This is a genomic window from Pseudactinotalea sp. HY158, assembly GCF_009660225.1.
GTDB lineage: Bacteria > Actinomycetota > Actinomycetes > Actinomycetales > Beutenbergiaceae > HY158.
The window spans coordinates 2,672,028-2,695,309 of record NZ_CP045920.1 but is presented as its reverse complement, the minus strand read 5'-3'; the positions used below and the strand labels follow the sequence as shown (position 1 = coordinate 2,695,309).

Sequence of the window (23,282 nt, the reverse complement as noted above, 5' to 3'; positions counted from 1 at the left end):
GGGGGTGGCGTGCCACGGCACCGGGGCGCCGGCGGAGGAGGCGGGTCTGGGCGCCCGCGCAGGGGCGCCGGGGGAGCGGGGCGCCGGGGGAGGTGGGTGCTCTCGATCCCGTGTGGGCGGGTCGAGGCCACCCGGGGCGGGACCGGCTACGGCAGGTCGTCGACCTCGACGATGCGGTGCGCCCTCGACCGGGAGGCGGTCACGCGCCGGGCATTGGGCTCGTCCACGTCGAGGGTCCAGGCGCGTGCCTGGGCCTCGGTCATCCCGAAGCGCATGTGGCGCGCGACCAGGCGCTTGCGCCGCAGGCCGTCGTCCACGCCCACGAACCAGGCCTCGTCGAGGTGGGCGAACACGTCGGCCCAGGGGGTGTCGTCCAGAAGCAGGTAGTTGCCCTCGGTGAGCACGATCTCGGCCTCGGCGCTGATCCACGTGCCGGCGGCGACGCCTTCGTCGAGCCGCCGGTCGAAGGTGGGGGCGAAGATGCTCTCGCCGGCGTGGATGCGCCCGAGGGCGTGGGCGTAACCGGCCGCGTCGAAGGTGTCCGGGGCGCCCTTGCGGTCTCGGCGGCCGAGCCGGGCGAGCTCGGCGTTGGAGAGATGGAATCCGTCCATGCTCAACAGGGCCGCCCGCGAACCGAGGCGCTCCAGGAGATGGTCCGCGAGCGTCGTCTTCCCGCTTCCGGGCGCGCCGACGATGCCGAGCACGACCGGGCGCCGCGGCAGGGAGAGCAGCTCCTCGATGCGGCGATGGACCGCCGCCATTCCCGACAGCCTCGCCGGCTCGAGCGACCCGCCCGCCCGGGCGGTGGTCTCGGTCACGAGGAGGCGGCCTCGTGCCGGGCGAGCGACGAGGCGGCGACGTCCTCGAACTCGGCCACGGCGCGGCCGGTCAGCTCGTGTGAGAACAGCGTGCGGGCCACGGCCGTGCTCATCGTCAGGTCGTGCGCGCCGGCCTGAGCGACGTGGGAGACCACCTCGATGCCGCGCAGGCTCGCCGCGAGGATGCGCGGGAATCCGGGACCGCTCAGGGCGGCCATCTCGCGCACGAGCTCGATGCCGTCGAATCCGGCGTCGGTGGAGCGGCCCACGTAGGGGGCGATGAACTGCGCGCCGGCCGCGGCCGCGAGGAGCTGCTGGCTCGGGTGGTACACGGCGGTCACGAGCACCCGGGTACCGGCGGCGGTCAGCTCCGCCGCCACGGTCAGGCCCGGCTGCGTGGCCGGGAGCTTGACCACGATGTCGCCGGAGATCTCCAGGATTGCAACGGAAGCGGTGCGCAACTCATCCGCATCGGCCCCCGTGGCCTGCGCGAAGAACGTGCCGCCGTGCTCCCTCGTGAGCGCGTACAGCTCCGGCAGGTCGGCCACCGAGCGGCCCGCCCGGTCGAGGATCGTGGGGTTCGTGGTCACGCCGGCGAACAGGCCCGTGCCGAGCAGGTCGGCGAGTTCGGCGGTATCGGCCGAGTCCAGGTAGAGCATCCGAGAATCCATCCGATCAGTCGTCCGGCCGACCACGTGGTCGGCCTCCCGGGCCATTATCCCCATTCCGCGCGGGTCGCCCGCCCGGCGGGGACGCGGCCCAGTGGGAAGGATCGACCACCGGGGGCGTGGTCGATCCTCCCCACTGAGGCTCGTGGTGCCGGTCAGTACAGCGTGTAGCCGCCATCGACCACGAGCACCGTGCCCGACATGAAGCTCGAGGCGTCCGAGGCGAGGAACACCATCGCCGGGCCGAGTTCGTCGGGTGTGGCGTATCGCTGCTGCGGGGCGTCCTCGATCCAATAGCGACGGAATCGGGGCTCGTCCACGGGCGACATATCCGTCTTGATATAGCCCGGGGCGAGGGCGTTGACCCGAACCCCGAGCGGCGCCCACTCGGCGGCGAGCGACTTGGTCAACTGATGCACGGCCGCCTTGGATGCGTTGTACGCCGGCTGCATCTGCGGGCGGTTGACGATCATCCCCGAGATCGAACCCACGTTGACGATCGTGCCCGATCCGCGCTCGGTCATGTGACGGCCGACCGTCTGGGAGACGTGCCACAGTGCCGTGAGGTTCGTGTCGATCACGTGTGACCACTCGTCCGGGCTCACCTCGAGGGCGGGGCGATGGATGCAGGCACCGGCGTTATTGACCAGCACGTCGATCCGACCGGCCCGGGCGATCGCCTCGGCGATGATCGTCTCGACGCTGCCGGCCCGGGTCAGATCACCGGTGACGATGTAGGCCTTCCTGCCGAGTTCCTCGATGGAGGCACCGACCTCGGCCGCGGCGGCCTCGTCACGTCCGTGTACGACGATGTCGGCGCCGGCTTCGGCAAGAGAATGGGCGAACTGTCGGCCGAGGCCGCGGGTGGCGCCCGTGACGAGGGCGACGCGATCAGTGAGGTCGAAGCTGTCGAGAACGGACACGTGTGTTCCAACTTTCGTGGGGAATGGGGTGAACGGTGCTGCAGCCCCGGTGGGCAGGAGTCCGGCGGTCCCGGACTCCTGCCCACCGGGGGAGGGTCAGTCGATCAGGCCTGCGGACTTGTAGAGCTCGAGGTACTCCTCGACGTTCTCGGAGGTGATGAGCGGGTTGCCGATGTCCACGTGGACCTCGTCCTCGACTCCGGTGAGGAGGTCGTGCACGGTCTTGAGGTTGAGCTCGGCGAGTTCCTCCGCGTTCTGCAGGGTGCTGGCCGTCATGAGCCCCTTCTCGATCAGCAGAGTGGCCTCAGGCGTGCCGTCCACGCCGTAGGCGAGGATTCCGTCGAAGTTGGGCTTGTTCTTGACTGCTTCGAGGGCGCCGGCGGCCATGTTGTCGTTCATCGAGATGATCGCGTCGATCTCGGGGTGGGCGAGTACCCAGTCCTCCATGAGTCGCAGGGCCTCGTCCTTGTTCCAGTTGGCGATGTCCTCGGCCACGATCTCCACGTCCGGGCGCTTGTCGAAGAACTCCTCCTGCCAGGCCTTACGACGCTCGGTCGAGTGGAAGTTGCCCCCCGGCCCATTGAGAACGACGACCTTGGCATCCTCAGGCACCTGGTCGAGCGCGTATTGGGCGACGACGGCACCCTGGTCGAACGGGCTCGCGTCGACCGACGACGCTCCCTCGATGCCCTCGACGCGAGGGTTCGTGGTGATCGTGACGATACCCGCGGCCACGGACTGCTCGATGTATGGGCGCTGCGCCTCACCGTTATTCGCCTGAATGATGATCGCGTCGAAATTGTTCGCAATCGCGTTCTCGATCATCGTGTTCTCGATCTCGTCATCGGCCTGACCGTCGAACACCTCCACGGTGATGTCGGGGTAGTTCTCGGCCTCGGCCTTGATCTCGTTCGCAAGCCAGGCGGCGAATGAGTCGACCTGGGCGCGGGCGATGTATGCCACGCGGTAGCCGTCGTCGCCCTCGGCGTCGCCACCGCTCGAGGAGCAGGCGACCATCGAGAGGGCGGCCGCGGCGGCAATGCTCACCGTTGCGATCTTTCGGTTGAAGAGTTTCATAGGGTGTCTCCTGATGGTGAAGGGCTATCGAGGGGTTGTTGCTTGTGACAATTGATTGCCGGGTGGCGCACCGGTGTCGCCGTCCGGCGATCGTGTGGTGCCACCGTGCGGACCGTCGTCCGTGGACTTGAGGATCACGGTCTTGCGCTTGCCGCGCTTGCTCCAGACGTCGTAGGTCACTGCGACCGCGATGATCAGTCCCATGACGATCTGCTGGATGTAGGAACCGACGCCGGTGAGGTTCATGATGTTGCCGAGCACACCGACGATGAGTGCGCCGGCGAGGGTGCCCGCGGTCGTGCCGACGCCACCGGAGAAACTCGTGCCACCGATGATCGGGGCAGTGATCGCCTGGAGTTCGTAGCCGACCCCGGCATTCGGCAGGCCTGCGTTGACCCTGGCCATGAAGATGACGCCGGCGATTCCGACGAGGACCCCGTTGACGATGAATGCCTGGTACTTCACCCGTGTCACGGGGATCCCGGCGGCTCGAGCCGCCTCCTCATTCCCGCCGACGGCGTACAGGCCACGCCCGTACCGGGTCTGCGACATGAGATACCAGATCACGACGGTGATGATGATGAGGAAGAGGGTGGGCAGCGGCATCCAGCCGACCGAGCCCTGACCGAGCTTGACGAAGTCGCCGAGCTGGAGCACATTCTGCCCCTGGGTGATCTCCAGCACGGCCCCGCGGGCCATCATCATCATTCCCAGGGTCACGATGAACGCGGGCGTGCGGAACGTCGCCACCAGGAGGGCGTTGACCAGGTTGCAGATGACGCCGATGACGATTCCTGCGAGTATCGCCCACAGCATGCTCTCGGTGTCCTTGTACACGATGACCGAGACCACTCCGGCGAATGCCATGACCGAGCCGGCCGAGAGGTCGATCATCCCGCTGATGATCAGCGTCATCGCGCCGTAGGCGAGGATGGTGATCACCGCGACCTGGCGCAGGATGTTGGTGATGTTGTTCGGGCTCATGAAATTCTCGGAGAGGAAACTCGCGATGAGGATCACGACGGCGAGAATGAGGAATATCGAGTATTGCCCCTTGTCGAGGCCCTTCAGTTTGTCGAGCATGGTCAGGCCACCTCGGCTTCGTCCATTGCGTATTTCAAGATCGTCTCCTGAGAGAATTGGTCGGGCGTGAGTTCGGCGGTGATTCGGCCCGCGGACATGACATAGATTCGATCGCACATCCCGATGAGTTCGGGCAGTTCGGAGGAGATCATGAGGATCCCGCGCCCCTGCTTGGCAAGCTGGGACATGAGTCCGTAGATCTCGTACTTGGCGCCGACGTCGATCCCTCGGGTCGGCTCATCGAGCAGCATCACCTTGGGATCGGCGATGAGCCACCGGGCGAGGAGCACCTTCTGCTGATTGCCGCCGCTGAGGTTCTCGATCAGCGTGTCCTGGCTCGGGGCCTTCACCTTCATGCGGTCGAAGTAGGTTGCCACGAGCTTGCGTTCCTTGAGTCCGTGGGTGCGGCCGCGGTGGATGACCTTCCGCAGGCTGGCGAGGGTTGCGTTCCGCCGGATGGACAGCTTGGGAATGATCCCCGTGAGACGGCGATCCTCGGAGAGCATCGCCACTCCGGCGGCGATGGCGCGGCGGGGATTCGAGAGTGTGACCGGCTTGCCCTCGATCTCGATCTCGCCGGCGTCGAGGTGGTCGAGTCCGAAGACCGACTGGACGACCTCCGAACGGCCGGCGCCGATGAGGCCCGCGAGGCCGACGATTTCACCCTTGCCGATCTCGAGCGAGATGTCCTCGAACTGCTCGGCTCGGGAGAGTCCGGTGGCCCGGAAGACCGTCTCACCGATCTCGATGCGCTCCTTCGGGTAGGCCTGATGGTTCAGGTCACGGCCGACCATTTGGGCGATGACCTGCGCGGAGGTGATCGCCTCGGCGCTCTGGCTGCTCACGACGGCGCCGTCCCGCAGCACGGTGATGTCGTCGGCGAGGGTGAAGACCTCGTCCATCTTGTGGGAGATGTAGATGATCGACTTGCCGGACTCGCGCAGCGCGCGGATCTTGGCGAAGAGCGACTCGACCTCCTTGTGCGCGATCGCGGAGGTGGGCTCGTCCATGATGAGCACGTCGGCGCTGTGGTAGACCGACCGCAGAATCTCGAGCATCTGAATCTCGGAGACGGTGAGGGTGCCGAGTTTGCGGCGTACCGAGTAGCGCAGGCCCTCCTGCGTGAGGATCCGTGCGGCCTCCTTGCGGATGAAGCGCCAGTCGATGCGGCCGAGCTTCGTGGGCAGGCGGCCCATGAAGAAGCTCTCCGCGATCGTCATGTCGGGCACGTAGTTCAGTTCCTGGGCGATCATCGCGATGCCGTGGTCGCGTGCCTCGATCGGGTTGCGGATCTTCGACGGCTCCCCATTCACGTGGATGCGGCCGGCGTCCGGGGAGTACAGGCCGTTGATGCACTTCATGAGGGTCGACTTCCCCGCGCCGTTCTCACCGCAGAGCGCGTGCACCGTGCCCGGGCGTACGTCGAAGGAGACGTCGTCGAGGGCCTTGACGCCGGGGAAGGTCTTGCTGATTCCCTGAAGCGACAGCCGTGGAATGGGGGCGTCCATCACTGCTCCTTCCGGGTCCGTTCCGCGGCCTCGCTCGGGTCTTCGACGCGGGCCACGCCCGGTAGCACGATTCGCTTGAGGGAGTCCGGGGTGTCGTCGGCGCGGAGCGCGTCCTCGACCTGCTCCAGGCCGTACACATGCGTGACGAGTGAGTCGACTTCGACGGCGCCGCTCTCGAGCAGCGCGCGGGCGATCGGCCAGGTGTTCGTGTAGCGGAACGTGCCGGTGACGTTGACCTCGCGCATCGCGATGTCCGCGACCGAGAGCGGAAACTCGTCCACGGAACCGACGAGGATGACCTGCCCGCCGGCGCGTACCGACTTGATGCCGCTGAGGATCGCGGGCACCGCGCCGGACGCGTCGACGAAGACGTGGGCACCGAGATCCTCGGTGGATTCACTCAGAGGGTCGATCACCCGCGTTGCGCCGTAGGAGAGCGCGAGTTCGCGGCGAAGCGGGTTGAGATCGCTGACGATCACCTCGGCCGCGCCGTACGCGCGAGCCACCTGTGCCGTGAGGATGCCGATCGGACCCGCGCCCGCGATGAGGATGGTCTCTCCCACCGAAAGGCCCGACTTCTGTGCGGCGGCGATACCGACCGAGAGGGGCTCCATGAGGGCGGCGGCGTGATCGCTGATCTGCTCGGGCACCTCGAACGCGAAATCGTCCTGAATCGTGACGTATTCACAGAATGCGCCGTCGATCGGCGGCGTAGCGTAAAACTCCATGTCGGGGCAGAGGTTGTACTGCCCGGCGCGGCAGAAGTCGCAGGTGCGGCACGCCCGCTGTGGCTCGACGGCGACCCGCCGGCCCACCCGTGCCGGGTCGACCGCGGAGCCGACGGCGACGATGGTTCCGCTCAGCTCGTGGCCGAGGACGAGCGGGGCGTCGACCACGTAGTCGCCGATCCGGCCGTGCTCGTAGTAGTGAACGTCCGAGCCGCAGACTCCGACGCTCGCGACCTGGATGAGGACCTGATCCGGATCGGGGGTCGGCACGGGGCGTTCCTCGAGGGCGATCGAGCCGACGCCCGTGAGGACACTGGCGCGCATCATCGGTGGCAGTGCGGTCATGGTTCTTCTCCTTGGGTTGGTCAGGCCCCTCGTGGCGGTGCGCCGGGGCCGGGGAGGGCTGGTCAGTAGGTGGTGCCGTCTGCTTGGAGGTCTGCGAGCTGCACGTAGCGGTCGAAGACATCGGAGCGGTCGGCCTGGGGGCGCGTGACCGAGACGGTCCGGGGTTGCCATGCCCGTGTCTGCTCGGCGACCGTGCGTCCGTGGAGGATCGCGCTCGCTTGGACGGCGGCCCCACGGGCGGTCGCCTCGGCGGCATCGACGGTGTGAACGTCGTGGCCCGTCAGATCGGCGACGATCTGGCGGTAGGCGGCCGAGCGGGCGCCGCCGCCGATGACGAGTGCACGCCCGGAGGTGGGCACTCCGAACGAGGCGATCTGGCGCTCCCCGCGGGCCAGCCCGAGCACGACCCCCTCGTAGGCGGCGAGTGCGAACTGCTCACGCGTGATGCCCGAGGTCAGACCGGCCATCATCCCGCGAGCCGCGGGCAAGCGGGGTGACCGTTCGCCGTCGAGATAGGCGGCGAGCACGGGCCGATCGGGCGTGATCGGGGCGGCGAGTGCGAGGTCGCTCAGCTCGGCGTGGCCGACCCCGAGGAGGCGGGCGGCGGCGTCGGTCACCTTCGCTGCGTTGAGTGTGCACACGAGCGGCAGATATCCGCCCGTGGTGTTGGCCACGCCGTCGATCGCCCCGGAGGGATCGTGGACCGGCTCACCGGTCGTGGCGAAGACGACCCCGGAGGTGCCCAGGCTGTAGGCGACATCGCCGCCGACGAGCCCGATGCCCTGGGCCGCGAGGTGCTGATCGCCTCCGCCGGGCCCGACGAGAGCGGAGGCGTCGAGCCCGAGTGCTCGGGCGGCTTCGGGGGTGACCCGGCCGGCGGCCTCGTCCGGTCCGAGCACGGTCGGCAGCATGGCCTCCCAGTCCCGGGGGCCGAAGAGCTCGGCGAGCATGTCGGTACGCCACGTATTCGTCGCCGCCGCGTAGTAGCCGGTGCCGGAGGCGTCGGAGCGGTCGGTCACGTGGTTCCCCGTCAGGCGGAACGTGAGCCAGTCATGGGGCACGAACAGGCGGCGGATCTCGGCGAACGAGTCGGGCTCGTTCTCGAAGAGCCAGGCCAGCTTCGTCACGGTGATCGCTGCCGAGGGCACGATCCCCATCTCGTTCGCCCACCACCGGGCGCCGTAGCGTTCCACGAGCCGGGCCGCCTGTCCGCCCGAGGTGGTGTCGTTCCACAGCTTGGCCGGGCGGATGACGCGATCCTGCGAGCCGGTGATCGTCAAGCCATGGCACTGGGCTCCGACCGCGACGCCGAGAATGTGCACGGGGCCATGTTCTGATTCCGCACGACTGCGGGCCTCGGCGCCGGCGAGCAGGAGCGCCGCCCACCATGCGTCCGGGTGCTGCTCGCTCACCGGGGGTGAGGTGGCCGGATGGTGGGCGCTTGCAGTCGCGAGGAGGACCCCGCTCTCCAATGCGCGGAGCTCGACGGTGCAGGACTGGGTGGAACTGTCGACCCCCATGACTGCGGCGGTCATCGTGAGACCTTGCCGGCGTCGATGGGCAGGAACGGAAGGTCTGCGGGAAGGTTCGCGCGCTGCCCGACGGCGCCGGCAGGGTGGGTGGTCATGAATTGGTCCCACGTGTAGCCGCGATTGCGCATGACCACCTCGGCGAGGGCGTCGCCCCAGGCGGCCTGGGCCAGCGTGATGCCCGTGGCGATCACCCCGCCGATATCTGCCGCCGGATCGACCGCGACGAGTGCCACCTGGTCCGCGTGCCGAGCCAGGGGTGAGTCGGCGTGGGCGGTGAGGGCAACGACCCGGGCGCCGCGGTCGCGGGCGATCGTCGCAAACTCGACGACCTCGGCGGAGGCTCCGCCGTTGGAGATGAGCAGAACCACGTCCCCCGAACAGACGGCACCCGAGGCCCCGTGCAGGGCGTCCATGGCGGAGAGGTAGACCGCCGGGGTGCCGGAGACGGAGAAGATGTGGGCCATGCGGCGAGCGATGGTGCCCGAGGTGCCCGAGCCCGAGATGACGACCTTGCCCGGGCAGTCGCGCAGCAGCCGCGCGACGGAGAGGAACGAGGCATCGAGACGCCGTGCGAGGGCGTCGATCGCGGCCGACTCCGCCTGAAGACGCTCGCGGGCGATCTCCAAAGCCGGGGTGGGGACAGTCACGGGGTGATACTCCTTTGAATCGAGGGCCGGTGAGGCCTTCCCCGCCGCTTGGTGGGCGACACACGTATGTGACGCTCATATGAGCGGGAGGCGTGTACGATTGAGCATACGAACGATCCCGCAAGGGCGCAACCTGGAGTGATCAAATGACACAAGACCGTGATGTAGGCGCTCATTTGAGCTCCCGTCTTCGTGGGGCGGAGACGGACCGCGCGCTACTGGCGAAGGTCGCACGCTCGTACTATCTCGATGCCGGATCGAAGGTCGAGATCGCCGATTCCCTTGGAATCTCGCGGTTTCGGGTGGCGCGGCTACTCGAGCGCGCGCTCGCCGAGGGGGTCGTTCAGATCACCATCAACGACGACGGCCTCGACGATCCGGTCCTCAGCGCTGAGCTCGGTGAATACCTCGGTCTGGACGAGTGCCTCGTGGTGCGCTGTTATGGCGACCCGGACCAGGTGAGGGCGCAGGTGGGCGGAGCCGCGGCCTCACTGCTGAGCGCCACTCTGGGCGAGGACGAGGTGCTCGGGCTTACGTGGGGCCGCACGCTCACGGCCACGACCTCGCAGCTGACGTCGCTGCCGCGCTGCACGGTGGTCCAGCTCACCGGTTCGGTCAGCGGCGAGCTGGGCTCCTCCCCGATCGAGATCGTGCGGCAGGCATCCCAGCGCGCCGGCGGAGCGGTCTATCCGATCTTCTCCCCGCTGTTCGTGGACGACGCCCTGACCGCGGAGAGCCTGCGGCAACACCCCGGCATCAAGCTCGCACTGGACTTCTTCGACGAGGTCACCACGGCCGTGATGTCGGTCGGGAGCTGGGATCCGCAGATCTCTCAGGTTCCGGAAGTCATCCCGGAGGCGGACGTGCGCAGGGCGCGCGAGCGAGGGTGCGTGGCCGACATCGCAGGAATTCTCATCGGTGCCGACGGGAAGCTCGTCGATCCCGCGTTCCAAGAGCGCTGCGTCTCGATCTCATATGCGCAGCTCGACGCGATTCCCCGGGTGATCGCCGTGGCCTCCGATGCGGGTAAGGCCGACGCGATTCGCGCCGTCACCTGCGCCGGCCTGGTCTCCAGCCTCGTGGTCGACCATGGGCTCGCAGAGGCACTGCTTGCGGGGGAGCGGGCATGACGGTCGGGCCACCCCGCGTGGCCGGTTCCCTCTGGTCGGTCGATCCCGCCGACCAGGCGCGGAACCTCGCAGCAGCGGTGGAGGGCGGAATGAATCGCGTGCACTGGGATCACGCGGATGGCGAGTTCGCCGCCGCCGGGGGCTTCGCCTCGGAGCGCGCGGCCGAGCTGGCCGGCGAGCTGACCGGGATGTCGGGAGTGGCGCACGAGACCCACGTAATGTTCACCGACCCGCTCGGCCAGGTCGACGCCTGGACCGACCTGTGCCGCCGCATCGTCGTCCACGTCGAGACGCCGCGGTGGCGTGAGACGGTCGCTCGGATCGAGCGCCGAGGCAGCGAGGCCGCGCTCGCGCTCTCCCCCCGGACCCCGGCCGGTGCCGCACCCGACGATCTCGCGGTGCTGTGTATGTCGGTCACGCCCGGGCAGGCCGGGAGCACGTTCGACCGGGCGGCGCTACGAAAGGTGGCCGAGCTGGCCGAACGCAATCCGGATCGGGAGCTGGGTCTCGACGGCGGTGTCACCCGGGCGATCGTGCCCGAGGCGCTCGCGGCCGGTGCCACGTGGCTCGTCGTGGGAAACGACCTCTTCGGTCCGGGCGGCCTCGACCGGTGGAGCGACGTGCTCGAATAGTCGCCCGCCCGGCGGGGGCGGCCGGCCACGGGGCGGGGCCGATCCTCCCCGCTCGGCGCAGGTGCGGCATGATTGGACACATGCGCATTCACATCGCCGCCGACCACGCCGGGTTCGAGCTCCGCGAGGCCCTCATCACGCACCTGACCGACGCCGGGCACGAGGTGATCGATCACGGCAACGACCGCTACGACGCCGAGGACGACTACCCCTCGTTCTGCTTCGCCGCAGGGGAGGCCGTCGTCGCCGACGAGGGCTCCCTCGGGATCGTGATCGGCGGCAGCGGCAACGGCGAGCAGATCGCCGCGAACAAGGTGCCGGGAATCCGCTGCGCACTCGCCTGGAACGAGGAGACCGCCCAGCTCTCCCGCCAGCACAACAACGCCAACTGCGTGGGTATCGGCGCCCGCCAGCACACCGTCGCCGCGGCGATCCAGATCGTCGCGGCCTTCGTCGGCACCGCCTTCAGCAACGCGGACCGCCACCAGCGGCGCATCGACCAGGTGAGCGCCTACGAAACCGCCTGAGGACGACGCAGGCCGGGTTGCGTCGTCCGCACGCCTCGGGCGCTGCCGAGGGCGGGCGCGGCGGGTGGGCCGGTACCGAAGCGCGGGCCCCGTCAGGCGCGGCGGTGCGTGAGGCGGCGTGAGAGCGCCGCGAGGGCGACCTGGAGCGGGACGAGCGTGACGACCGCGATCGCCAGCTCGCCGGTGAGCCAGACCCAGACGCCGAACAGGGCGCCGGTGAGCAGCGACCATGACCAGTCCACCCACGGCGAGGTCGGGGCGCCGGCGGCGACGGCGGCGCGGGCCGCCTCCCCCTCGCGCGTGTGGGCCACGAGGGTGGTGGCCAGGCCCCGGTTGCGCAGGATCTCGGTTCCGCCGGCGAGCACGAGCCACCCGGCGCCGGCGGCGAGGCCGATCCGCCAGCCGGGCCCCACGAGCTGGGAGACCGCCAGGGCCAGCAGCGGCACGGCGGCCGCGCTCACCAGTGCGCCGAGGAGCACGGACTGACCGATCGGGCGTGTGCGAGTGGCGATGCTCAGCACGCCCATGCCGACGGCCGTGGCCAGGAGCCAGGCGCCGGCGCCCGCGAGGAGGCCCCCGCTCGAGAGCATGACGGCGACGACGAGCAGGGCGGTCGCGATGAGCGCGCGGAGGACGTCGGTGGCCCGCATGGCCGACCGGTACGCCAGCACGGCGCTGCGCTCGTCGACGTGGGAGTGGTCCTCGGTGCTGTCGCAGTGCTCGCACGTGTGCGCCGGGGCGCCCGGTTCGGCGGCCGAGGAGGCATCGAGCTGGGTGGCGGGATCGTCCGCTGGCGTGGCAGTCATGGCATGAGTGATCATAGGCCGGTGAGTGCCGTACCCGATGATTACGCCGAGTTCGTGCTCGATCTTGTGAGCCGGATCCCAGTCGGGCGCGTGAGCACGTATGGGGTGCTCGCCGAGATCGCGCGGGCGGAGACGGGCAGGGGGAGCGCCCGCACGGTGGGCCGGGTGCTCTCGCTCTACGGCGGGGGAGTGCCGTGGTGGCGGGTGTGCGCCGCGGGCGGCAGGCTCGTGGTGCACAAGAGCGAGCGCCAGGCCGAGCACCTGCGCGCCGAGGGGGTCGTGCTCAGCCGGGCCGGGCGGGTGCCGATGGGCGAGGTCGGCTGGCCGGACTGACGTCGTCGGGGGCCCGGGGCCCTGGGACTGGGGGCGGGGCCGGGTTCAGGGTTCGGGGCGCCGGCCTCGGGGCGCAGGTGAGGAGCCGCACAGTGGGTTGCTCTGCCCATCGCCAGGATTCGCGCCGGGTGAATACCGTGGCCCCGCCGGCCGATCGGCCGGCGATAGTGGACCGCGCGGGGCGCGGATGAGGGAGAGAGACCGACGTGAACGCAAAGCTGACTGGAATTCGTGCGGCCACGGCCGCCGGCGGCGTGGCGCTGCTCATGCTCGTCTCCGCGTGCGGTGGCTCGGGGGAGTCCACGGGCGAGGGCACGGCCGAGCAGGACGCCGGCGCGGGTGCCGCGGAGGAGACCGGCGGCATGGACGGCGGCTCGGACGCGGGCGGCGAGTCGGGTGCCGGTGAGGAGCAGGACGGCGCGGGCGACGGGGCCGACGCGGGTGACGACGCCGATGCCTCGGCCGGTGGTGCCGTGGCGGCTCCGGCCGAGGGGTTCAGCGCGTGTGACGTGCTGGAGGCCGACGAGCTCGGCGAGGTCACGGGACTGGACCTGGGCGAGGGCACGGCCGACGAGATCATGGGCTCGACCACGTGCACCTTCACGGCCGCCGACGGCTCGGGCATGGCGATGGTCCAGTGGGCCGCCGTGGAGATCGCCGACGATGCCACGTTCGACGCCACCCTCGAGGCCGCCCAGAGCACCTACGAGGGTGGGAGCGAAGCCGAACAGCTCGACATCCCGGGCGCCTCGCGGGCCGGTGGATTCACCGGAGACCTCATGGGCTACACCGCCGCCGGCGTGCTCGCCCAGGCCGAGGGGGGCTTCCTGCAGGTCGTCGTCGGCGGTTCGGACGTCACGATCGACGCGGCGGCCGAGGTCGCCGAGCTCACCCTGGCGCGCGCCTGAGCCGAGGACTCGCGGGCCCCATCGGGCGGCACCTGGTCGCGTTCGACGATCACGCCGCGCGCGGGTCGAGCGCGTGTCCGCACAGCGGACGTGTAAAGAATCGACCGTTATCTTTACAGGTCGGGCCGACGTGTCAAGCTACTTGACACGTCGCCCGGCGCGGGCGGCTCAGCGGAGTTCGGCCATGGGCGGCACGTTGGCGTAGAGCACCCGGCGCCCGATTCGGACTTCTTGCAGCAGGCCGACTGCGGTGAGCTTCTTGAGCCACTTCGAGGAAGTCGGCCTTGACCCCGCATCTCTGCTCGATGTCGCTCGTGCGCGCGTACGGCTGTTCCATGGGCGTGCCCTGCCCTCGTCGAAGCCCCGGCGCAGCGCGGTGCGGTACCGCAGTCTCTGCGGGTGCAGGGTCGGTGGCCCTGGTTCTGTGACGCAGCGCAGGTCAGATGTAGATGGCCGGGTCGATCGGGTACTCGTCGTCGGGACGGGGGTTGGGGCGCACGTGCCCGGGCACGCCCACGACGACGGCGCCGGGCTCGACGTCCTTGACCACCACGGCGTTCGCGCCGATCTTCACGTCGTCGCCGATGCTGATCGGACCGAGGACCTTCGCCCCCGAGCCGATGACCACCCGGTCGCCGACCGTGGGATGCCGTTTCCCCTTCGACATCGAGCGCCCGCCGAGGGTCGAGGTGTGGAACATGAGCACGTCGTCGCCGACCTCGGCGGTCTCCCCGATCACGACCCCCATGCCGTGATCGACGAAGAACCGCCGCCCCAGCACCGCGCCGGGGTGGATCTCCACGCCGGTGAACGTGCGCGCCAGCTCCGACAGCATCCGGGCCGGGAACCGGAGCAGGTGGGAGGTGACCCACATGCGGTGGGAGAGCCGGTGGAGCCACAGCGCGTGTACGCCCGGATAGAGCAGCGCGATCTCGAAGGAGGATCGGGCGGCCGGGTCGCGGCGCTTCGCGGTCGCGAGATCCTCGGAGATCAGCGACCGCAGCGAGAGATGACTGGTAGCACTCACGGGCACGATGCTGTCACGTTTGCGCAGACCCTGTGGCCTTGTGGTGCCGCGGCACCGTCCAGCGCCGCCGCGGCACCCGGGGCCGAACTCACTGCAGGTGCGCGTAGAGCGGGGTCGAGAGGTAGCGCTCGCCGAAGTCGGGTACGACGACCACGATCTGCTTGCCGGCGTTCTCCGGGCGGGCGGCGACCTGCAGGGCCGCCTCGATCGCGGCGCCCGAGGAGATGCCCACGAGGAGTCCCTCGCGGCGCGCGACCTCGCGGGCCCGCTCGAGCGAGGCCTCGGCGTCGATGTCGATCACCTCGTCGTAGATCGTCGTGTCGAGCACCTTCGGAACGAAGTTCGCCCCGAGTCCCTGGATCTTGTGCGGCCCGGGCTCGCCGCCGTTGAGGATCGGCGACTCGGCCGGCTCCACGGCGATGATCTGCACCTCGGGCTTGCGCTCCTTGAGTACCTGGCCCACCCCGGTGATGGTGCCGCCGGTGCCGATTCCGGCCACGACGATGTCGACCTCGCCGTCGGTGTCGGTCCAGATCTCCTCGGCCGTCGTGCGGCGGTGGATCTCCGGGTTCGCCTCGTTCTCGAACTGGCGCGCGAGGATCGCCCCCTCCCGCTCCGTCGCGATCCTCTCGGCCGTGGACACGGCGCCCTTCATACCCTCGGACGGCGCCGTGAGCACGAGCTCGGCCCCGAGGGCGCGCAGCAGCACCTTGCGCTCGTTCGACGCCGACTCGGGCATCGCGAGCACGACGTTGTAGCCGCGGGCGGCCCCGACGAACGCGAGCGCGATCCCGGTGTTCCCGGACGTCGCCTCCACGATCGTGCCGCCCGGCTTCAGCGCGCCGGCGGCCTCGGCGGCGTCGATCATGGCCACGCCGATGCGGTCCTTGACCGAGTTGGCCGGGTTGTAGAACTCGAGCTTCGCGAGCACGGTCGCTCCGAGCCCCTCGGTGACCTGGTTGAGCCGGACGAGCGGGGTGTTGCCCACCAGGTCGGTGGCGTTCTCGTAGATGCGGGACATGACGTTCCTTCCGAAGGCGGGCTGATCGCTGGCTTCAGCCTTGCACCCGGAGGCCGCGCTGACCAGAGAGTGAGCGGGTCGTCTACCTGGTGAGACGGTGTTCACCATTCGGTCATCGGCGCGCGCGGGCGGCGACCGTGTTGAGCAGCGCCGCGGCGGTGGCCGCGTCGTCGACCGTGAGGACGGCGGAGCGCCCTCCCGTACGTTCGATCCGTATCGCTTCGCCCTTGCGGGTGACGAGGCCGGTGGTGCCGTGGACGTTGGTGCGGATGCCCCAGCCGCCGAACTCGGCGAACGGCCTGACCTGGGTCACCGACGCGGCCAGCACCTCATCCGCCGGCACATGCAGCACCCGCAGTCCGATGCTGCTCCGGGCGACGATCCCGGCCGAATCCACCTGCACCGTGAAGCTGAGGAAGCCGAGCAGCAATGCGGCAACGCCCGCCATCGGCAGCAGCAGCCACCAGTTGCTCGTACTCACCCCGACCGCGAGCCCCACGGCCATCGGGATCAGGCCCATCATGGCGAGCAGCCCGGGCCGGCGCATGGTGGCCTGACCCGACCAGGCCGCGCGAGCGTCGTCCGTAAGCTCGATACGGGCGGCGCCGGCGGGCACGGGAGCGGTCGCGGGACGGGCGGGATCGGCGCCGGCCAGCGCGGCTGCGACGATTCCCAGGGCGAGCGCCACGCCGATGCTCAGGGCGATGGCGCCGCCGGCAGTGGTGGCGGCATAGGGGTCGGTGAGCCCGCGCTGGCCGGCGACCTGCACGAGGAACAGTCCACAGAACATCGTGAGCATGCCCGCCGACAACCCCACGATCATGCGCCGGGTCAGCGCGGAGCGGCCGAACAGGAGCACGAGCGGGAACATCACCACGACGCCGACCCCGATGAGCACGGAGTTGAGGGTCATGAGCTCCGCGAGGCTGCCCACGCGGTCCACGCCGTTCGGGCCCCAGTGCAGGGCCACGGTGTCCGGCAGGTCGGGCAGCCAGGCGAGCACGAGGGCGTAGCTCGCGGCGATGAGCACGAGCGGCAGTGCGATCCCGAGCGCGATCGCCCGGCCGCGGTGGGGCAGCGGGGGGCGGGGCGGGGTCGTGGCGCTGGGGGTGGTTCCGCGGTCGTGGGGACTCATGCGGGCTCCTTCGTGGTGAGCAGTGCGGCGAGGGTCGCGGGCGCCAGGCCCAGGCGGGCGGCCTCGGCGCGGACGGCGGCGATGTGTCGGTGGAGGGTGGCGAAGTCGGCGGCGGCCCGGGTGGTCACGGTCGCCCCGCGGCCCCGGCGGAGCTCGATCAGCCCCTCGGCCACGAGCTCGCGGTAGGCGTGCAGCACCGTGTTCACGTTGAGATCGAGGGACTGTGCGAGGTCGCGCGTGGCCGGAAGCCGGTCGCCGGCGCCCCGCTGTCCGGTGAGGATCGCGAGCCGGATCGACGCCGCGATCTGCTCGAAGAGCGGCTGCGGGCTGGTCGGGTCCACCGTGATGAGCACACCTCAAGCGTAGTTGCACTAGTTCAACTAGTGCAAACTGGAGTGTGGGCGGGGCGCGCGGTGATGAGGGTCGGTTCCCGGGCGCGTTCGTTGCCCGGCATGTACACAACGAATACAATGTTTACATGAACTCGACGACGCCGCTGGGGCGGCCCATCTCGGTGCGACTTCCCGAAGGCCTGCGCGCGCGCGTCGAGGCGCTCGCCGCGGCGACGCGACGAAGCCAGGGGGATGTTGTGCGCGAGGTGCTGGAGCGTGACCTGGCACAGTTGGAGTGGGAGCAGCGGATCGTCGAGCGCGCCGCGGACCTTCGCTCCGGGCGGCAGCAGGCAGTGCCGCTCGCCGTGGTCGAGCGCGAGTTGGGGCTCGGTGACGATCCGGTCGATCCGAGTCTCGTGGATGAGATCGAGTGACCTGGGAAGTCGAACTGTCGCCCGAGGCGGCACGCTGGCTGCGGAAGGCTGATCCGCAGACCGCCCGGCGTGTTCGTGCCGCGCTTCGCGCGATCACGACACTCGAGAGCCCGCGGGACCGAGGTGCGCCGCTCACCGGAGGTCTGGCCGGCCTGTGGCGGTATCGCGTCGGCGACTACAGGATCATCTGCGACCTGCGCGATGAACGGTTGGTCGTGCTCGTGATCGAGATCGGCCACCGCAGCGGCGTCTACGAATGAGCCGGTGATCGCCCGAATCCGCGACGGGCCCGATCGGAGGTCCCGGAGCGGGGACGTGTGGCCACCGCGGTGGTGGTGTATCCGCCCCGCTGTGCTGTGGCGATGGCGCGCTGGATCGGCGGGGCGGCGCGGCGCGTGGTCGGGCACACACGAAGTCGACCCCGGATGCGTAGCAGTGAATTAGGTAAGGCGTGCCATACTTTATTCGTGCTCACGTCGACCGTAGCCAAGGACACCCGCCCCGGATACCGCCCGTACGCGGTGCGCGTGGCGCGGATTCGCAGGATCACCCCGAGTTTCGTGCGCGTCACATTCGCCGGGGACGAGCTCGACTCCTTCGGGACCGACCGCCTCGATCAGCGCGTGAAGATCGTGCTTCCCCACCCGGGCGACAATCCCGGCGGGCACCCGGCCGGCCACGTCGCCGACTTCGGCTGGAACGACCCGGCCACGATCGCGGCCGGCGACTGGTACAAGCGGTGGCGTGAGCTGCCCGACGCCGACCGCAACCCGTTCCGCACCTACACCGTGCGGGCCGTGCGCCCCGGCGAGGTCGACGTCGACATGGTCACCCACCCCGACGGCGGCCCCGCCTCCCGCTGGCTCGAGCAGGCGGTCCCGGGCGATGCGCTCGTGCTCGTCGGCCCGGACGCCCGTTCCCGGGACTCGGGGATCGGCATCGACTTCCATCCCGGCACCGCCGAGAAGATCCTCCTCGTGGGCGACGAGACCGCGGCCCCGGCGATCTGCTCGATCCTCGAGCACCTCGGGCCCGAGCGCGAGGCGCACGTGTTCCTCGAGGTGCCCGCGAGCGAGGATGTGCTGCCGATCGTCACGGCGGCGCGCACGCAGGTGACGTGGCTGCCGCGCAACGGCGCCGGCCACGGAACCCTCCTCGAGCCGGCCGTGACCGCCTGGGTCTCGGCCCACCCCCACGTCTACCTCGCGGCCCTGTCGACCTCCGAGCAGCGACTCGAGGAGGTCGACGTCGATCGCGACCTGCTATGGGACTCCTTCGGCGACCTGTACTGCGTGCGAGGCGGTGAGTTCTACGCGTGGCTGGCCGGCGAGGCGGGCGTGATCAAGCGCCTGCGCCGCCTCCTCGTGACCACCACGGGCATCACCCGCACCCGGGTCTCCTTCATGGGCTACTGGCGCCTGGGCAGGGCCGAGGCCCAGTGATCACCGGAGTCCCGCCCCAGTGATGGGCGACGTGACGGCCGACGTGACACCGGCCCCGGTCGCCGGCCCCCGCAGCGCACCGGACCGCGCGGGCGCACCGGACCCGGTGGGCGCCCCGAGCCCGGCCCGCCGGTGGCTGGCGCTCGCGGCCCTCGTCGTGGCGCTGGCGGTCGTGATCGCCCTGAGCCTCGCGCTCGGCGCCGCGGCGATCGGCCCCGCCGAGGTGTGGCACGCGCTGACGAGTCCGGGCCAGGATCCGGCCACCGTCGTCGTGCGGGACCTGCGCCTGCCGCGCACGATCGTCGGGCTGCTCGCGGGCGCCGCGCTCGGCCTCGCGGGCGCGGTCATGCAGGGCCTCACCCGCAACCCGCTCGCCGATCCGGGCATCCTCGGGGTGAACGCGGGCGCGTCGTTCGCGGTGGTGCTCGCGATCTCGGTGCTCGGCCTGACGAGCCCGGCCGCCTTCATCTGGTTCGCGCTCGCCGGGGCCGCGTGCGCGGCGGGCCTCGTCTACGGAATCGGCGCCCTCCAGCGCGGCGCCGCGAGCCCGGTGGGCCTCGCGCTCGCGGGCATGGCGCTCACGGCCGGGCTCACCTCGCTCACGACCCTCGTGCTCCTCACCGACACGGCGACCCTCGCCAGCTACCGGCTGTGGTCGGTGGGCTCCCTGGCCGGCCGCGGCGCCGAGGCCGCCGTGACGCTGTTGCCGTTCCTCGCGGCGGGCGCGCTCCTCGCCCTCGCCTCGGGTCGGATGCTCAACCTCCTCGCCCTCGGCGAGGACCTGGCCCGCGGACTCGGCCAGAACCTCACCCTCGCCCGCATCGCGTGCGGGCTCGCCGTGGTGCTGCTCGCCGGGGCCGCGACTGCGCTCGCCGGGCCGATCATGTTCGTGGGCCTCATGGTGCCCCACGCCGTGCGCCAGCTCGTGGGCACCGACTACCGCTGGATCCTCGCCTTCTGCGCGATCGGCGGCCCCATCCTCCTGCTCGGCGCCGACATCATCGGCCGCCTCGTGGTGCCCCCGGGCGAACTCGAGGCCGGCATCGTCGTGGCCGTGCTCGGCGCGCCGGTGCTCATCGCCCTCGCCCGCCGCACCCGGCTGGGGTCGCTGTGATCACCGTGCCCGCACCGCCCGCCTCCGGCGGCACCGACCCCACAGAAGACACAGGGCATACAGCGCGCACCGAGCGCACCGAGCCGACAGCCCGGGCCGCTCTCGCGGCCGCTCTACGACGACGTCGCACCCGCTGCGTACTCGTGTGCACCGCCCTGGGGCTCGCCGCCGTCGCGCTCGTCCTCGTCGGGCTGGCCACGGGGCCCTATCCGCTCAGCCCCGGCGAGCTCGCGCGCATCCTCGCGGGCGGTCCGGAGGCGACCGGCGGCGGCAGCTTCGTGTTCTGGCGGCTGCGGGCCCCCACGGTCGCCCTCGGCGTGCTCGCGGGCGCGGCCTTCGCCCTCTCGGGGGCGCTGTTCCAGACCCTCGTGCGCAATCCGCTCGCGAGCCCGGACATCCTCGGCATCTCGGGCGGGGCGAGCGTGGCGGCGGTGTTCGGGCTGCTCGTGCTCGGGGTCTCGGGCATCGGGCTCTCCCTGCTCGCGCTCGCCGGCGGCTTCGGGGTGGCGTTGGCCATCTACGCCCTCGCCTGGCGGGGCGGGGTGGGCGCCTACCGGTTCGTGCTCGTGGGCGTCGGCTTCGCGTTCGCCGGCCAGGCGGTGCTCGGCTACCTCATCTCCCGCGGCGACGTGCGCGAGGTGTCCCGCGCGCTCGCCTGGACCGTCGGCGGGATCGGCGGGGCCCGCTGGGACTCCATCGCGGTGCTCGCCGTCGCGCTCGCGATCCTGCTGCCGGCGCTCGCGCTGACCCGGCCCGCCCTGCAGGCCCTCCAGCTCGGCGACCCCCAGGCCGGCGGGCTCGGGGTGCGGGTGGAACACACCCGGCTGGGCATCCTCGCCCTGGCCGTCACCCTCGCCGCCCTGACCACGGCCGTGACCGGCCCGATCGCGTTCGTCGCCTTCATCGCCCCGCCGATCGCCCGCAGCCTCGTGCGCGACGGTGGCCCGGCGCTCGTGGCCGCCGCGCTCACGGGCGTGTGCGTCGTGCTCGGCGCGGACGCCGCCCTCGGCGCCTTCCTGCCCGACTCCCCGGTGCCGGTGGGCATCGTCACCGGCGCGATCGGCGCCCCGTACCTGCTCTGGCTGCTGGCCACGGGCCGCAGCTGAATGTGAGGAGAGACCCGATGACCCAGCCCACGACGTCGCGTGCGCTCGCCGCCGAGAACCTGTCGCTGTCCTACGACGGGCGCTGCGTCGTCCATACGCTCGACCTGGAGGTACCGCGCGGCCAGGTGAGCGTGATCGTCGGGGCGAACGCGTGCGGGAAGTCGACGCTGCTCAAGGGGCTCGCGCGGCTGCTGCGGCCCAGCGGCGGGCGCGTCACGCTCGACGGGCGCGACATCCGCCGCCACGGCGGCAAGGAGTTCGCGCGGATGGTCGGCCTGCTCCCGCAGCAGCCGCTCGCCCCGGACGGCATCACGGTGGCCGATCTCGTGGGCCGCGGGCGGTACCCGCATCAGGGGGTGCTGCGCCGGGATCGGCGCACGGACGAGGCGGCGGTCGCCCTCGCGCTCGAGCTCACCCAGTGCGCCGGGCTCGCCGGGCGCGCGATGGACGAGCTCTCCGGCGGGCAGCGGCAGCGGGCGTGGGTGGCGGTCGCGCTCGCCCAGGATCCCGACATCCTGCTCCTCGACGAGCCGACCACCTACCTCGACCTCGCCCATCAGGTCGAGCTGCTCGACCTGTTCCATCAGCTCAACCGGGCCCGCGGCACCACGATCGTCATGGTCCTGCACGAGCTCAACCTCGCCGCCCGGTACGCCGACCACCTCGTGGTCATGGCCGGCGGGCGGATCACCGCCGAGGGCCCGCCCGAGCGGGTGCTCACGAGCGAGGTCGTGCGCGACGCGTTCGCCCTCGAATCGCGCGTGGTGCCCGATCCGATCAGCGGCACCCCGCTCGTGGTGCCGATCGGGCGGTTCCATCGCCCACCGGCCGCGCCGCAGCCGGCCGCGCCCTGACCCCTCGCCCCTCACGACCCGGGAGATTCCATGATCCGACGTCCACGCATCCTCGTCGCGCTCGCCGCGGCGGCGCTCGCCCTGACCGCCTGCTCGAGCGGCGGCACGGGCGAGGAACCCGCGAGCCCGACCGGTACCGACGGCCCCACGAATACCGGCGGCACTGCGAACACGGAAGGCGCCCCCACGACGATCGAGCACGCCTTCGGGGAGACGGTGGTCCCCGCGGATCCGCACAGCGTGGTCACGCTCGGGTGGGGGAGCGCGGACGCGGCGATCGCCGTCGGGGTGGTGCCCACGGCGATGGAGTCCCAGCCCTACGGCGGCGACGAGAACGGGGTGCTGCCGTGGATCCAGGAGGAGCTCACCGACCTCGGCGCCGCGACGCCGGTGATGCTGCCCGTCTCCGCCGAGGAGCCGGCGTACGAGGAGATCGCCGCCGCCTCCCCGGACCTCATCCTGGCCGTGTACTCGGGTATCACGGCCGGGCAGTACGAGCTGCTCAGTCAGATCGCCCCGACCGTGGCCTACCCGGACGAGGCGTGGAGCACGCCGTGGCGCCAGGTCGTCGAGATCGTGGGCGAGGCCCTCGGCCGGACCACGGAGGCGGCCACCGTGCTCGCCGACATCGACGACACCCTCGAGCGCGCCGCCGCCGATCACCCCGAGTTCGCGGGCAAGACGATCGCGGCCACGTGGGACGTGTCGGGCACGTTCTACGTGTACAAGCCCGCCGATCCGCGGGTGGGCTTCCTGCGCGACCTGGGCTTCGTCGACGCCCCGGCGGTGACCGAGCTCGCGAACGGCGACGAGACGTTCTACTACACGCTCAGCCACGAGCGGCTCTCCGAGCTCGACTCGGATGTGCTCGTGTCCTACGCGGACACCCCCGAGCAGGAGGAGGCGTTCCTCGCGGCGCCGTATGCGGCCACGATCCCGGCGGTGACCTCCGGGGCGGTGGCCTCGATCACCGGTCCCGAGCTCGTGGCCGCGGTCTCCCCGCCGACCGCACTCTCGCTCACGTGGGGGCTGGACTCCTACCTCGAAGCGCTCTCGGCCGCGGCGAAGGCCGCGTAGCCGGCCTATGGACGACGCCCGGGCGGCCCGCGTAGCGCGGGTCGCCCAGGCGGGAGGTCAGCTACCGGTGGGCGG

26 protein-coding genes are annotated in these 23,282 nt (G+C 70.9%); 12 read left to right on the top strand and 14 right to left on the bottom strand.

What is annotated here, in order from left to right; all coding sequences use genetic code 11:
• Positions 1 to 146 precede the first annotated feature (146 nt).
• The 9 genes from GCE65_RS11770 to GCE65_RS11730 all read right to left on the bottom strand — a co-directional run bounded on the left by GCE65_RS11770 (position 147) and on the right by GCE65_RS11730 (position 9,329).
• Positions 147 to 818, bottom strand: coding sequence for a nucleoside/nucleotide kinase family protein (locus GCE65_RS11770; protein ID WP_228759926.1), 672 nt, complete (start codon positions 816 to 818; stop codon positions 147 to 149).
• Complete coding sequence (locus GCE65_RS11765) at positions 815 to 1,477, bottom strand: transaldolase family protein (RefSeq protein ID WP_194928692.1); 663 nt, start codon at positions 1,475 to 1,477, stop codon at positions 815 to 817. Before GCE65_RS11765 ends, GCE65_RS11770 begins: the two co-directional genes overlap by 4 nt.
• Before the next feature lie 164 nt (positions 1,478 to 1,641).
• Complete coding sequence (locus GCE65_RS11760) at positions 1,642 to 2,409, bottom strand: SDR family NAD(P)-dependent oxidoreductase (protein ID WP_153878530.1); 768 nt, start codon at positions 2,407 to 2,409, stop codon at positions 1,642 to 1,644.
• A 96-nt stretch (positions 2,410 to 2,505) separates the two neighbouring features.
• Entirely contained in the window at positions 2,506 to 3,486 is a 981-nt protein-coding gene (locus tag GCE65_RS11755; protein ID WP_152909958.1) for a sugar ABC transporter substrate-binding protein, read from the bottom strand.
• A gap of 24 nt (positions 3,487 to 3,510) precedes the next feature.
• Positions 3,511 to 4,569 (bottom strand): ABC transporter permease, encoded by a 1,059-nt coding sequence (locus tag GCE65_RS11750; protein WP_153878529.1) that lies wholly within the window; start codon positions 4,567 to 4,569, stop codon positions 3,511 to 3,513.
• 2 nt (positions 4,570 to 4,571) lie between these two features.
• Positions 4,572 to 6,077: a sugar ABC transporter ATP-binding protein gene (locus tag GCE65_RS11745; protein WP_153878528.1), complete on the bottom strand. Its 1,506-nt coding sequence runs from the start codon at positions 6,075 to 6,077 to the stop codon at positions 4,572 to 4,574.
• The gene (locus GCE65_RS11740) at positions 6,077 to 7,150 is read right to left on the bottom strand and encodes an NAD(P)-dependent alcohol dehydrogenase (RefSeq protein ID WP_153878527.1); all 1,074 of its coding nucleotides are present in this window, start codon (positions 7,148 to 7,150) and stop codon (positions 6,077 to 6,079) included. The genes GCE65_RS11745 and GCE65_RS11740 overlap by 1 nt, the downstream gene beginning before the upstream one ends.
• Before the next feature lie 62 nt (positions 7,151 to 7,212).
• The gene (locus GCE65_RS11735; protein ID WP_153878526.1) at positions 7,213 to 8,685 is read right to left on the bottom strand and encodes an FGGY family carbohydrate kinase; all 1,473 of its coding nucleotides are present in this window, start codon (positions 8,683 to 8,685) and stop codon (positions 7,213 to 7,215) included.
• A complete protein-coding gene (locus GCE65_RS11730; RefSeq protein WP_153878525.1) occupies positions 8,682 to 9,329 on the bottom strand; it encodes an SIS domain-containing protein in 648 nt (215 codons plus the stop codon). The genes GCE65_RS11735 and GCE65_RS11730 overlap by 4 nt, the downstream gene beginning before the upstream one ends.
• 176 nt (positions 9,330 to 9,505) lie before the next feature.
• On the opposite strand from GCE65_RS11730, the gene GCE65_RS11725 reads away from it, so the two are divergent.
• The 3 genes from GCE65_RS11725 (at position 9,506) to GCE65_RS11715 (ending at position 11,618) form a co-directional block, all read left to right on the top strand.
• On the top strand, positions 9,506 to 10,459 hold the full coding sequence (locus tag GCE65_RS11725; protein WP_194928691.1) for a sugar-binding transcriptional regulator: 954 nt from the start codon (positions 9,506 to 9,508) through the stop codon (positions 10,457 to 10,459).
• Positions 10,456 to 11,091, top strand: a complete 636-nt coding sequence (locus tag GCE65_RS11720) for a hypothetical protein (protein WP_153878524.1) — start codon at positions 10,456 to 10,458, stop codon at positions 11,089 to 11,091. The genes GCE65_RS11725 and GCE65_RS11720 overlap by 4 nt, the downstream gene beginning before the upstream one ends.
• A gap of 80 nt (positions 11,092 to 11,171) precedes the next feature.
• Positions 11,172 to 11,618, top strand: coding sequence for a ribose-5-phosphate isomerase (locus tag GCE65_RS11715; RefSeq protein WP_153878523.1), 447 nt, complete (start codon positions 11,172 to 11,174; stop codon positions 11,616 to 11,618).
• 92 nt (positions 11,619 to 11,710) lie between these two features.
• Here the strand turns inward: GCE65_RS11715 and GCE65_RS11710 are convergent, their stop codons facing one another.
• Positions 11,711 to 12,424 carry a hypothetical protein gene (locus GCE65_RS11710; protein WP_153878522.1) on the bottom strand — a complete coding sequence of 238 codons (714 nt, stop codon included), beginning with the start codon at positions 12,422 to 12,424 and terminating at the stop codon, positions 11,711 to 11,713.
• A 21-nt stretch (positions 12,425 to 12,445) separates the two neighbouring features.
• On the opposite strand from GCE65_RS11710, the gene GCE65_RS11705 reads away from it, so the two are divergent.
• Positions 12,446 to 12,757 carry an MGMT family protein gene (locus tag GCE65_RS11705; RefSeq protein ID WP_228759925.1) on the top strand — a complete coding sequence of 104 codons (312 nt, stop codon included), beginning with the start codon at positions 12,446 to 12,448 and terminating at the stop codon, positions 12,755 to 12,757.
• Between the two features lie 206 nt (positions 12,758 to 12,963).
• Positions 12,964 to 13,665 (top strand): hypothetical protein, encoded by a 702-nt coding sequence (locus GCE65_RS11700; RefSeq protein ID WP_153878520.1) that lies wholly within the window; start codon positions 12,964 to 12,966, stop codon positions 13,663 to 13,665.
• A 439-nt stretch (positions 13,666 to 14,104) separates the two neighbouring features.
• Here GCE65_RS11700 and epsC read toward each other — a convergent pair whose 3' ends face one another.
• The 4 genes from epsC to GCE65_RS11680 form a co-directional block, all read right to left on the bottom strand.
• Entirely contained in the window at positions 14,105 to 14,692 is a 588-nt protein-coding gene (gene epsC / locus GCE65_RS11695; RefSeq protein ID WP_153878519.1) for a serine O-acetyltransferase EpsC, read from the bottom strand.
• Positions 14,693 to 14,780: 88 nt separating this feature from the next.
• Positions 14,781 to 15,713, bottom strand: a complete 933-nt coding sequence (gene cysK / locus GCE65_RS11690) for a cysteine synthase A (RefSeq protein WP_153878518.1) — start codon at positions 15,711 to 15,713, stop codon at positions 14,781 to 14,783.
• Between the two features lie 112 nt (positions 15,714 to 15,825).
• A complete protein-coding gene (locus GCE65_RS11685; RefSeq protein ID WP_153878517.1) occupies positions 15,826 to 16,848 on the bottom strand; it encodes a DUF1648 domain-containing protein in 1,023 nt (340 codons plus the stop codon).
• Complete coding sequence (locus GCE65_RS11680; RefSeq protein ID WP_153878516.1) at positions 16,845 to 17,201, bottom strand: GntR family transcriptional regulator; 357 nt, start codon at positions 17,199 to 17,201, stop codon at positions 16,845 to 16,847. The genes GCE65_RS11685 and GCE65_RS11680 overlap by 4 nt, the downstream gene beginning before the upstream one ends.
• Before the next feature lie 125 nt (positions 17,202 to 17,326).
• Between GCE65_RS11680 and GCE65_RS11675 the strand changes: the two genes are divergently transcribed.
• From GCE65_RS11675 to GCE65_RS11645, 7 genes are all read left to right on the top strand, one after another.
• Entirely contained in the window at positions 17,327 to 17,614 is a 288-nt protein-coding gene (locus tag GCE65_RS11675) for a ribbon-helix-helix protein, CopG family (RefSeq protein ID WP_152909944.1), read from the top strand.
• Positions 17,611 to 17,874 (top strand): type II toxin-antitoxin system RelE/ParE family toxin, encoded by a 264-nt coding sequence (locus tag GCE65_RS11670; RefSeq protein ID WP_153878515.1) that lies wholly within the window; start codon positions 17,611 to 17,613, stop codon positions 17,872 to 17,874. Before GCE65_RS11675 ends, GCE65_RS11670 begins: the two co-directional genes overlap by 4 nt.
• A gap of 207 nt (positions 17,875 to 18,081) precedes the next feature.
• Entirely contained in the window at positions 18,082 to 19,056 is a 975-nt protein-coding gene (locus GCE65_RS11665) for a siderophore-interacting protein (protein ID WP_228759924.1), read from the top strand.
• A gap of 22 nt (positions 19,057 to 19,078) precedes the next feature.
• Positions 19,079 to 20,170 carry an iron ABC transporter permease gene (locus GCE65_RS11660; protein ID WP_153878514.1) on the top strand — a complete coding sequence of 364 codons (1,092 nt, stop codon included), beginning with the start codon at positions 19,079 to 19,081 and terminating at the stop codon, positions 20,168 to 20,170.
• A 5-nt stretch (positions 20,171 to 20,175) separates the two neighbouring features.
• Positions 20,176 to 21,276, top strand: coding sequence for an iron chelate uptake ABC transporter family permease subunit (locus tag GCE65_RS11655; RefSeq protein ID WP_228759922.1), 1,101 nt, complete (start codon positions 20,176 to 20,178; stop codon positions 21,274 to 21,276).
• A 17-nt stretch (positions 21,277 to 21,293) separates the two neighbouring features.
• The gene (locus GCE65_RS11650) at positions 21,294 to 22,130 is read left to right on the top strand and encodes an ABC transporter ATP-binding protein (RefSeq protein WP_153878513.1); all 837 of its coding nucleotides are present in this window, start codon (positions 21,294 to 21,296) and stop codon (positions 22,128 to 22,130) included.
• Between the two features lie 30 nt (positions 22,131 to 22,160).
• Positions 22,161 to 23,207, top strand: a complete 1,047-nt coding sequence (locus tag GCE65_RS11645) for an iron-siderophore ABC transporter substrate-binding protein (RefSeq protein ID WP_153878512.1) — start codon at positions 22,161 to 22,163, stop codon at positions 23,205 to 23,207.
• Positions 23,208 to 23,282: the final 75 nt, after the last annotated feature.

What these genes read in the sequence shown, in the direction of transcription:
- GCE65_RS11715 (WP_153878523.1), top strand. Translation starts at nt 11,172, where the DNA reads ATGCGCATTCACATCGCCGCCGACCACGCCGGGTTCGAGCTCCGCGAG.
- GCE65_RS11765 (WP_194928692.1), bottom strand. Translation starts at nt 1,477, where the DNA reads ATGCTCTACCTGGACTCGGCCGATACCGCCGAACTCGCCGACCTGCTC.
- GCE65_RS11745 (WP_153878528.1), bottom strand. Translation starts at nt 6,077, where the DNA reads ATGGACGCCCCCATTCCACGGCTGTCGCTTCAGGGAATCAGCAAGACC.
- GCE65_RS11650 (WP_153878513.1), top strand. Translation starts at nt 21,294, where the DNA reads ATGACCCAGCCCACGACGTCGCGTGCGCTCGCCGCCGAGAACCTGTCG.
- GCE65_RS11710 (WP_153878522.1), bottom strand. Translation starts at nt 12,424, where the DNA reads ATGACTGCCACGCCAGCGGACGATCCCGCCACCCAGCTCGATGCCTCC.
- GCE65_RS11740 (WP_153878527.1), bottom strand. Translation starts at nt 7,150, where the DNA reads ATGACCGCACTGCCACCGATGATGCGCGCCAGTGTCCTCACGGGCGTC.
- cysK (WP_153878518.1), bottom strand. Translation starts at nt 15,713, where the DNA reads ATGTCCCGCATCTACGAGAACGCCACCGACCTGGTGGGCAACACCCCG.
- GCE65_RS11720 (WP_153878524.1), top strand. Translation starts at nt 10,456, where the DNA reads ATGACGGTCGGGCCACCCCGCGTGGCCGGTTCCCTCTGGTCGGTCGAT.
- GCE65_RS11675 (WP_152909944.1), top strand. Translation starts at nt 17,327, where the DNA reads ATGAACTCGACGACGCCGCTGGGGCGGCCCATCTCGGTGCGACTTCCC.
- GCE65_RS11645 (WP_153878512.1), top strand. Translation starts at nt 22,161, where the DNA reads ATGATCCGACGTCCACGCATCCTCGTCGCGCTCGCCGCGGCGGCGCTC.
- GCE65_RS11735 (WP_153878526.1), bottom strand. Translation starts at nt 8,685, where the DNA reads ATGACCGCCGCAGTCATGGGGGTCGACAGTTCCACCCAGTCCTGCACC.
- GCE65_RS11685 (WP_153878517.1), bottom strand. Translation starts at nt 16,848, where the DNA reads ATGAGTCCCCACGACCGCGGAACCACCCCCAGCGCCACGACCCCGCCC.
- GCE65_RS11660 (WP_153878514.1), top strand. Translation starts at nt 19,079, where the DNA reads ATGGGCGACGTGACGGCCGACGTGACACCGGCCCCGGTCGCCGGCCCC.
- GCE65_RS11750 (WP_153878529.1), bottom strand. Translation starts at nt 4,569, where the DNA reads ATGCTCGACAAACTGAAGGGCCTCGACAAGGGGCAATACTCGATATTC.
- GCE65_RS11755 (WP_152909958.1), bottom strand. Translation starts at nt 3,486, where the DNA reads ATGAAACTCTTCAACCGAAAGATCGCAACGGTGAGCATTGCCGCCGCG.